Annotated in this window: 1 pseudogene; it reads right to left on the minus strand. The window is 67.2% G+C overall.

The window, feature by feature from the left end:
• Window positions 1-287 (minus strand): annotated as a pseudogene (locus LHP98_RS19745) (PAS domain-containing protein); the annotation flags it as partial.

Below are 287 nucleotides of genomic sequence, written 5' to 3' on the forward strand. Positions count from 1 at the left end.
GCGCAGAAGCTCCTCTGCCGAGGCTGCGGGCGTCAGATTCGCAGACAGCTCGCGCTTGCGCTGCCGCGCATAGAGATCCGTGGTGGCCGCGAAGACCGGGCTCGAAGGTCGCAGGCGGACCGAGAAATAGCCACCGTCGCAGGGCATGGCAGCGGCCAGCACCCAATAGGCCGCCCCGTCCGCGCGGCAGTTCTTCACATAGCCCACGGCTGGTTCGCCCCGCTTCAGCAGCGCCCAGAACAAGTGGAAGAAGCCCGTCGGCATATCCGGGTGGCGGATGATCCGGT

It is taken from the genome of Rhodobacter sp. Har01 (assembly GCF_020564565.1).
Classification (GTDB): Bacteria; Pseudomonadota; Alphaproteobacteria; order Rhodobacterales; family Rhodobacteraceae; genus Pseudogemmobacter.